The sequence below is a fragment of the Trebonia sp. genome (assembly GCF_049794275.1).
Lineage (GTDB): Bacteria > Actinomycetota > Actinomycetes > Streptosporangiales > Streptosporangiaceae > Trebonia.
In genome coordinates this window covers 1-7,323 of the sequence record NZ_JBARCR010000204.1, presented here as the reverse complement: position 1 = coordinate 7,323, position 7,323 = coordinate 1, and the positions used below count along the sequence as shown (strand labels likewise).

Sequence of the window (7,323 nt, the reverse complement as noted above, 5' to 3'; positions counted from 1 at the left end):
GCCCGTGACTGGGCGGCCCGTGACTGGGCGGCCGGTGACTGGGCGGCCGGTGACTGTGCGGACGGCGGCTGGGTACCGGGGCCGATGACGCGCAGCACGGTGTGGCCCGCGCAGGCGGCTGTCTCCGCGGCTGTCGCGCCGGGGCCGGATATGTCGATGATGCGTGCCTGCCCGCTGGGCAGCCAGGCTTTGAGCTGGGCGCGGGCGACGGCGGCACGGAACCGCTCGTAGTCGGCGGCGGGACCGGTGTCGCGCACGGCGCTGGCGGATGCCTGCACGAGGTTTACTCCTGGCCGGGTGCGCGCTCGGGGGGGGCACCCACTCTCTCTCTGTTTAACGTTCCCCGGGCCTGCGGGTTCCATCCCTGCGGTTCCTCGTGGATGGCGGAATTGGCGGGCACAAGCCAGTGTTGAACGCGACATGGCCGTCGCCACACCGACCACGAAGCCGGACCGCGCAGCGGGCGGACACCTCGCCCGCCGCTTGCGGTCACGCCGGCCCGCCTCCAGCCACACCGGGCAGGTATCCTCTTACGGTTACCGAGAGGGGGTGGGCCACGTGCCAGAGACGCTAGCGGAGCGCGGCGAGCGCTTCGAAGCGGATGTCATGCCATACCTGGACCAGCTGTACTCCGCCGCCCTCCGGATGACGCGAAACCCGGCAGACGCCGAGGACCTGGTGCAGGAGACGTTCGCGAAGGCGTACGCATCGTTCCACCAGTTCCAGCAGGGGACGAACCTCAAGGCCTGGCTGTTCAGGATCCTGACCAACACGTTCATCAACACCTACCGCAAGCGGCAGCGGGAGCCGCAGCGGTCCGGTTCCGATGAGGTGGAGGACTGGCAGCTCGCGCGCGCGGCGTCGCACAGCTCAGGCGGCCTCAAGTCCGCCGAGGCGGAGGCGCTGGAGAGGCTGCCCGACTCTGACATCAAGACGGCGTTGCAGTCGCTGCCCGAGGAGTTTCGCATCGCGGTCTACCTGGCCGATGTCGAAGGCTTCGCGTATAAGGAAATCGCTGACATCATGGGGACACCGATAGGTACCGTGATGTCACGGCTCCACCGCGGTCGCCGCCAGCTGCGGGAGTCGCTCCAGGACTATGCCGCTGAGCGTGGTCTAGTTCGGGCGCAGGCTGACGGTGCTCAGGTGGGGAGCGCTCAGGCCGAGGCCGTACAGGCCGAGGAGGACAGGTCATGAGCTGCGGGAACCCTCACGAGACTCCGTGTAGCGAGGTACTCGACCGGGTCTACTGGTACCTGGACGGCGAGATCTCCGATGCTGATTGCGACAGCATCAGGCAGCATTTGGACGAGTGCGGGCCGTGCCTTCGCGAGTTCGGCCTCGAAGAGGCGGTCAAGCGTCTGGTCGCAAAGCATTGCGGCTGCGACCCCGCGCCGAGCGAGTTGCGGACCAAAGTGCTGGTGCGGATCAGGCAAGTTCAAGCGGAGATTGAGCTTACCGAATAACAAACTCCTGTCGCACAGGGTAACCAAACGTTTGCGGTCAGTTTGCGGCCGGTTTTGGGTCTGCGCGAATTCGCGCTGCCACGTTATCCTGTCGGTGGACGGCATGCTGCGCCGTCAGCTTTTGCGAGGGAGGACTATCCGCATGCGGGCATCCGGTACTGCGTCCCCGACCGCGTACGGGTCAAGGAGGCGATTCGCGGCCATCCTTATCGCCTCCGGCGTTTCCTGGGGGTAGCGACGGCCGAGAGGTGCGATTCGGGTCCAGAGCCGGCTACGAGGGGGGAGCGTGGGTAAGCTCTCGCGAATCGCCTGGCTTTATATAGGCGCGGTAATCGCCGCCGCCGTCGTAGTGATAGCCCGGGGGCCCTTCGCAGGAATTGACTGGGCCCAGGTCGAAGTGCTCGGCCTGCTCGTCGTCGCCTGCGAGTCCATCGCCACGGTGCTGAAGTCGCGCAGCCTCGCCTGGTCCGCGAACAGTATCGCGAGCCTGGCCGCGGTCATCCTGGTCGGGCCGGTCGGCGCCGCGATCGTTGGCGGCTGCACACTGCTCGGCGTCCGCCGCGGCCCCAGCCTGCCGCAGCGGCTCTTCAACGCCGGCATGTTCGCACTCAGCGCCTACCTGGCTGGGCGGACGTTCCTGCTGTTCGGCGGGCACGTGGGCACGCCAGGACCGAGTGCCTTCCCCGGCATTATCGGGCCGTTCATCGGCGCCGACGCGGCGCACGTGATCGTCAACTTCTCGTTGCTGCGCGGCGTGCTGTGGCTGACCAGGGAACCCGGCGCCCCGGCCGGCCGCGTCGGGCTCGACTTCAAGCTGCTGTTCACCGACCTGGGCTACGGCGCCTTCGGCCTGCTGATCGCGGCGCTGTGGAGCGTGCTCGGGCCGTTCACGCCGGTTTTCGTGCTGATCCCCGTCTTCATCGCCCGCTGGGCCGTGGCGCAGTTCGCCGCGCAGCAGCGCTCCTACGAGGCGACGGTGAGCGCGCTGTGCCAGGCCGTGGAGACCAAGGACTTCTACACCCGCGGGCACAGCGAGCGGGTGTCCCGCGGCTCCGTGATGATCGCGCGCGAGATCGGGATGCGCGCCGAACGGGCCGAGGCGATCAGGTACGCCGGCATGCTGCACGACGTCGGCAAGCTCGGCGTCCCGACGTCGGTGCTGCAGAAGAACGGCTCGCTCACCGACGACGAGTACGCCGCCATCCAGCTGCACCCGATGCGCGGCCTCGACATCGTGCGGGAGATCGGGTTCCTGGACGAGGCGCTGGCCGGCATCATGCACCATCACGAGCGAATCGACGGCAAGGGCTACCCGATGGGCCTGGCGGGCGACGAGATCCCCGAGTTCGCCCGGGTGCTCGCGGTGGCTGACGCGTTCGACGCGATGACGTCCAACCGGTCCTACCGCGGGGCGCGGTCGGTGCCCGAGGGGGTCACCGAGCTGCGCAAGTGGGCGGGCACCCAGTTCGACCCCGCGTTCGTCGACGCCTTCGTCACGGCCATCGAACGGGACGGGTGGAAGGGGCCGGATAGCGTGGCCGGCGAGGCCGCGGGCGCCGTCGGCGAGAGTGCCGCCGCCGACGCGCTGACGGCCGGACTCGAGGAGCCTGACCCCGCGGCGCCGCTGCGGGCCATCGAGAGCCTCTGACGTCCGTGGCCGCGCGACGGTACGAGCCACGCGGTTTCCCCCGCCAGGTTCTCGACTCCGGCCAGTCGCTGCTCGTCGTCTTCGCCGGGCTGCTGCTGATCGCGGCGGTCGCGCAGACGGCGGTGGCCGGCGTCAAAGACGTCCGCGCGGCGGTCGCGTTCGGCGCGCTGATCGCGTTCGGCGAGCTGCTGCGGCTCACCATGCCAGGCGACAGGGAAACGGCCCCCATCGCCATGGCAGGCGCCCTGGCGTACGCGCTGCTGCTCAGGATCGGAAACGACCCGGCGCGGCAGAGCGCGCAGCAGGTCATCGCGGTGACAGCGCTCGGGATGATCATCGGGGCGCTGCCCCACCTGGCGGTGGGCCGGCCGGCCCGGCTGCCCGCCATGGCGGCCCGGCTGCTGGCGGTGGCGTGCGTCGCGGCCATCTTCCGGCCGCTGGCGAACGCCTCGCTGATCGGCGGCCGGTGGTGGTCGGAACTGCCCGTCATGGTCTCCCTGGTGATCGTGGCCTGGCTCGTGGAAGCGGTGATCGCGGCGCTCATCAGGACGGACGCGCTGCGGGCCAGGTTCGGCGTGACGCTGCTCGACGAGCTGCGCGTGCAGCTGCCGCTCGGCGCGGCGGTGGGCGCGTCGGCGATACTCATCGCGTTCGCCGCCGAGATCATGGGGCTCTGGGCTGTGGCCGTGTTCACCGCCCCGCTGCTCGTCACCCAGGTGGCGCTGCGCCGGTACGCGGGGATCAGGGCGACCTACCTGCAGACGGTTCGCGCGCTGGCCCGGGTCACCGAGATCGGCGGGTACGTGGAGGCCGGGCACTCGGCGCGGGTGAGCCGGCTGTCGGTCGCGATCGGGCGCGAGCTCGGCATGCCAGAGCCGCAGCTGCTCGAGCTGGAGTACGCGGCGCTGATGCACGACATCGGGCAGCTGTCGCTGCGCGACCCGATACCCGGCGGCGCCACGGTGCTCGTGGTGCGGGAGGAGCAGCGCCGGATCGCCGAATACGGCGCCGAGGTCATCGAGCAGGCCGGGGTGCTGGATGCGGTCGCGGACATCGTCCGCCGGCAGAGCGACCCCTGCAGGCCGGCGGGGCGCGGCCAGGAGCCGCCGCTCAGCAGCCGCATCATCCGCGCGGCCAACGCCTTCGACGACCTGGTGGGCAGCTCGGTAGAGCCCAGCAGGGCGGCGGCCGCGGTGCAGCGGCTGCGGCTGGATACGGCGTCCGAGTACGACCCGCGGGTGGTCGAGGCGCTGAGCAGGCTGGTGAGCAGGCGGTCGGTGCTCGGCCTGTGACCTCGGTCCCGTAGGCTGCTGCGCGTGTTTTCTTCTGTGCTGATCGCGAACCGCGGTGAGATCGCCCGCCGGGTCATCCGCACCGCCCGCCGGATGGGCATCAAGGCCATCGCTGTCTACTCCGACGCGGACCAGTCGCTGCCGTACGTGCACGAGGCCGACGAGGCCGTCTATATCGGCGAGTCGGCGCCCGCGCAGAGCTACCTGGACAGCGTGCTGCTGATCGACGTGGCACGGAAGGCGGGCGCCGCGGCGGTCCACCCCGGCTACGGGTTCCTCGCCGAGAGCGCCGGGTTCGCGCAGGCCGTGATCAACGCGGGCCTGACCTGGATCGGGCCGGACCCGTCGGCGATCGAGCAGATGGGGGACAAGATCCGCGCGCGGAACCTGATGGCAGCGGCCGGGGTGCCGGTGGCGCCGGGGTCGGCCGCTCCGGTCGCCGACGCGGAGGCCGCGGTCGAGGAGGCGTCGCGGATCGGGTACCCGGTCATGGTGAAGGCCGCCGCCGGCGGCGGCGGCATCGGGATGAGCGCGGCGTTCGACGACGATGCGCTGCGTTCGGCGTTCGATACCGCGCGGTCGCGGGCCGAGCGGTTCTTCGGCTCGCCGGAGATCCTGCTCGAGCGCTATGTGCCGCACGCCAGGCACGTGGAGGTGCAGATCCTGGGCCTGCCGGACGGCCGGGTGATCGCGCTCGGCGAGCGTGACTGCTCCGTGCAGCGCCGCCATCAGAAGGTGGCCGAGGAGACGCCGTCTCCTGGCGTCTCCGCGTCGCTGCGCTCCCGGATGCTGTCGGCGGCGGTGCTGGCCGGCGAGGCGGTCGGGTACCGCGGCGCGGGCACGGTCGAGTGCCTGGTGGACACCGAGACCGGTGACTTCATGTTCCTGGAGATGAACACCAGGCTGCAGGTCGAGCACCCGGTCACCGAGCTGGTCACCGGGATAGACCTGGTGGAGCAGCAGTTCCTGATCGCCGCGGGCGAGCCGGTGACGTTCGACGCGTCCGTGCCGGTCGATTCGTCCGGGCACGCGCTTGAGCTGCGCGTCTACGCGGAGGACCCGAAGCGGTTCCTGCCCAGCCCCGGGCCCATCACGGAATGGTCGGAGCCCTCTGGGCCTGGCATCCGGGTGGACAGCGGGTACGCGGCGGGCACCACGGTCACCCTGTTCTACGACCCGCTGCTGGCCAAGCTGTGCGTGCACGCGGCCACCAGGGCGGAGGCGCTGTCCCTGGCCCGCTCCGCCGTGGCGGACTTCCGCGTGGCCGGCCTGAAGACCAACCTGCCCTTCCACGCCGAGCTCCTGGACAACCCCGAGTTCGTCAGCGGCGACTACGACACCGGTCTGGTGAGCCGCATGCGCCAGTTATGACCCGGTTCTAGTACGCTCCTCTCACCAGAGAGCGGTAAAGGAGCGTGCTGTGGCGGAAATCCGCGCGGAGATGGTCGCGAACGTGTGGAAGGTGCTCGTCTCCGAGGGCGACCAGGTCGACGAGGGCGACACGCTGGTAATCCTCGAGTCGATGAAGATGGAGATCCCCGTCCTGGCCGAGAGCCCCGGCATCGTCACCAAGCTCCACGTCGCCGAGGGCGACGTTGTCCAGGAGGACGAGCTGATCGCCGAGATCGGCTAGCCGATCTCGGCAATCAAAATACGGACATTGGTGCGGGCGCAGACCAAAAGAGACGCGGCCGCCCAGAGCGGGTCTTTCGCATTGCCGCCGCTAGCGCTAACGTCACAATGTCGGCCATGTCCTATTGGGGAGATGAAACGCGATGCCCGGAATTCTCGTCGGTCTTGACGGTTCCCACTATTCGGAACGCGCCCTGGAATGGGCGGCGAAGGAAGCGGCGATCCGGCACGCGCCGCTGAGGGTGCTGGCCGTGCACACCGTGCCGGTCGGTTGGTCGGGCCGCGGGACGCCCTACCCGGAGGACAATGAAATCGTGGTGCGCACCAAGGCGTCCGCCCAGGAGCTGACCGACAAGGTGCTGGCAGGGATCGGCGCCGCGCGCCCCGACGGGGTCACGGTCGAGGCGGTCAATGGCATTCCGGCCGACGTGCTGCTCCGCGCCTCCGAGGACGCCGACATGATCGTCCTCGGCGCGCGCGGCGGCGGCGGCTTCGCCAGGCTGCACCTGGGATCGGTGAGCGACCAGGTGGCGCACCACGCGCACTGCCCGGTCGTGATCATCCCGCACGCCAACCGCTAGCCCGCCCGGGCACGGGTGAGGTGGTCTGCCCGCGTCGAGTGCGTTAGACACCCGTTGTGGTGCGCGGGTATTCGGCGTCCACGTCGGTGATGACGTTCAGCAGGTACGGGACGCCAGAGGCGAAGGCGCGGCGCAGGGCCGGGGCGATCTCCGCCGGGGAGGTGATCAGCTCCCCGGCGCCGCCCAGGCCGCGGACCACCTCGTCGTAGCGGGTGCCAGGCCGCAGGTCGGCGGCCACGTCGTACCCGTAGACCGCGCGCATCGGGCCCTTCTCCAGGCCCCACGCGCCGTTGTTGCCGACGATGATCACCACGGGCAGGTTGTGCCGCGCCAGCGTGTCGGCGTCCATCAGCGACAGGCCTGCCGCGCCGTCGCCGAGCAGCAGCACGATCTGGGACGACGGGTGCGCGAGCCGCGCGCCGATCGCGTAGCCGAGCCCGGTGCCGAGGCAGCCGAACGGACCGGGGTCTAGCCAGCGGCCCGGCCTGGCCGGCTCCACGAGGCGGCCGGCGAACGAGACGAAGTCCCCGCCGTCGCCGATGACCACCGCGTCATCGTCGAGCGCCTTCAGCAGCTCGCCGTACACCCGCATCGGATGCACCGGCGTGGCGTCGCTGGCGAGCAGGTCAGCGTCCGCGGCGACCGACGCCCGCCCGGCGGCCCGCAGCCTGCCCAGCCAGTCAGGATCGCCGCCGGGTCGCGCG

The 7,323-nt window shown here is 70.4% G+C and carries 8 protein-coding genes and 1 pseudogene; 7 read left to right on the top strand and 2 right to left on the bottom strand.

Features of this window, described 5'->3' with window-relative positions; all coding sequences use genetic code 11:
* A pseudogene (locus WA805_RS05840) lies at window positions 1–278 on the bottom strand (hypothetical protein); the annotation flags it as partial.
* A gap of 271 nt (window positions 279–549) precedes the next feature.
* Here WA805_RS05840 and WA805_RS05835 point away from each other — a divergent pair.
* From WA805_RS05835 to WA805_RS05805, 7 genes are all read left to right on the top strand, one after another.
* Entirely contained in the window at window positions 550–1,197 is a 648-nt protein-coding gene (locus WA805_RS05835) for a sigma-70 family RNA polymerase sigma factor (RefSeq protein ID WP_422271307.1), read from the top strand.
* Window positions 1,194–1,466: a mycothiol system anti-sigma-R factor gene (rsrA, locus tag WA805_RS05830; protein ID WP_422271305.1), complete on the top strand. Its 273-nt coding sequence runs from the start codon at window positions 1,194–1,196 to the stop codon at window positions 1,464–1,466. Before WA805_RS05835 ends, rsrA begins: the two co-directional genes overlap by 4 nt.
* A 286-nt stretch (window positions 1,467–1,752) precedes the next feature.
* Window positions 1,753–3,114 carry an HD-GYP domain-containing protein gene (locus tag WA805_RS05825; protein ID WP_422271303.1) on the top strand — a complete coding sequence of 454 codons (1,362 nt, stop codon included), beginning with the start codon at window positions 1,753–1,755 and terminating at the stop codon, window positions 3,112–3,114.
* 5 nt (window positions 3,115–3,119) lie between these two features.
* Entirely contained in the window at window positions 3,120–4,406 is a 1,287-nt protein-coding gene (locus tag WA805_RS05820; protein WP_422323699.1) for an HD-GYP domain-containing protein, read from the top strand.
* A 24-nt stretch (window positions 4,407–4,430) separates the two neighbouring features.
* Window positions 4,431–5,777, top strand: a complete 1,347-nt coding sequence (locus tag WA805_RS05815) for an acetyl-CoA carboxylase biotin carboxylase subunit (RefSeq protein ID WP_425241828.1) — start codon at window positions 4,431–4,433, stop codon at window positions 5,775–5,777.
* Between the two features lie 49 nt (window positions 5,778–5,826).
* The gene (locus tag WA805_RS05810; RefSeq protein WP_422271297.1) at window positions 5,827–6,039 is read left to right on the top strand and encodes a biotin/lipoyl-binding carrier protein; all 213 of its coding nucleotides are present in this window, start codon (window positions 5,827–5,829) and stop codon (window positions 6,037–6,039) included.
* A gap of 142 nt (window positions 6,040–6,181) precedes the next feature.
* Window positions 6,182–6,619 carry a universal stress protein gene (locus WA805_RS05805; protein WP_422271295.1) on the top strand — a complete coding sequence of 146 codons (438 nt, stop codon included), beginning with the start codon at window positions 6,182–6,184 and terminating at the stop codon, window positions 6,617–6,619.
* 43 nt (window positions 6,620–6,662) lie between these two features.
* On the opposite strand, the gene WA805_RS05800 is transcribed toward WA805_RS05805, so the two are convergent.
* Window positions 6,663–7,323: thiamine pyrophosphate-dependent enzyme (locus WA805_RS05800; protein ID WP_425241827.1), on the bottom strand; the 661-nt coding region annotated here is incomplete at its 5' end.